The organism is Sulfitobacter sp. SBS6, from assembly GCF_048285585.1.
Taxonomy (GTDB): Bacteria; Pseudomonadota; Alphaproteobacteria; order Rhodobacterales; family Rhodobacteraceae; genus Sulfitobacter; species Sulfitobacter pontiacus.
Genome location: NZ_JBLWBA010000020.1, coordinates 1 through 266, shown reverse-complemented (window position 1 = coordinate 266; position 266 = coordinate 1). Strand labels below are relative to the sequence as shown.

Below are 266 nucleotides of genomic sequence, written 5' to 3'. Positions count from 1 at the left end.
GTGCAAAAGACCGAAAAAATGAGCAGCGAAGCCCTGTTTACCATTTTGGATGATTTCGAGCAGCGTACCCGTCAACGCCATCAAGAGAGCTTAAGCACACTCGTTGCCGAGCAAGGGGAAGAATGCCTCAAAGGGCATAATTTTGTTTTCTCGTTTGCTGGCGATGTGATGCGTGATCTCGACCCTTATGTGCCGTTTTCGCAATCCTTACGCCGCTGGGTAGAATCGTTTGGCCGCTTACATATCAACTATTCAGAGGCTGAGCT

1 protein-coding gene is annotated in these 266 nt (G+C 48.9%); it reads left to right on the top strand.

Annotated elements, in window-relative coordinates; translation table 11 throughout:
• Positions 1–18: 18 nt before the first annotated feature.
• On the top strand, positions 19–266 hold a 248-nt coding region (locus ACNQ62_RS16680), incomplete at its 3' end, for a hypothetical protein (protein ID WP_418095352.1).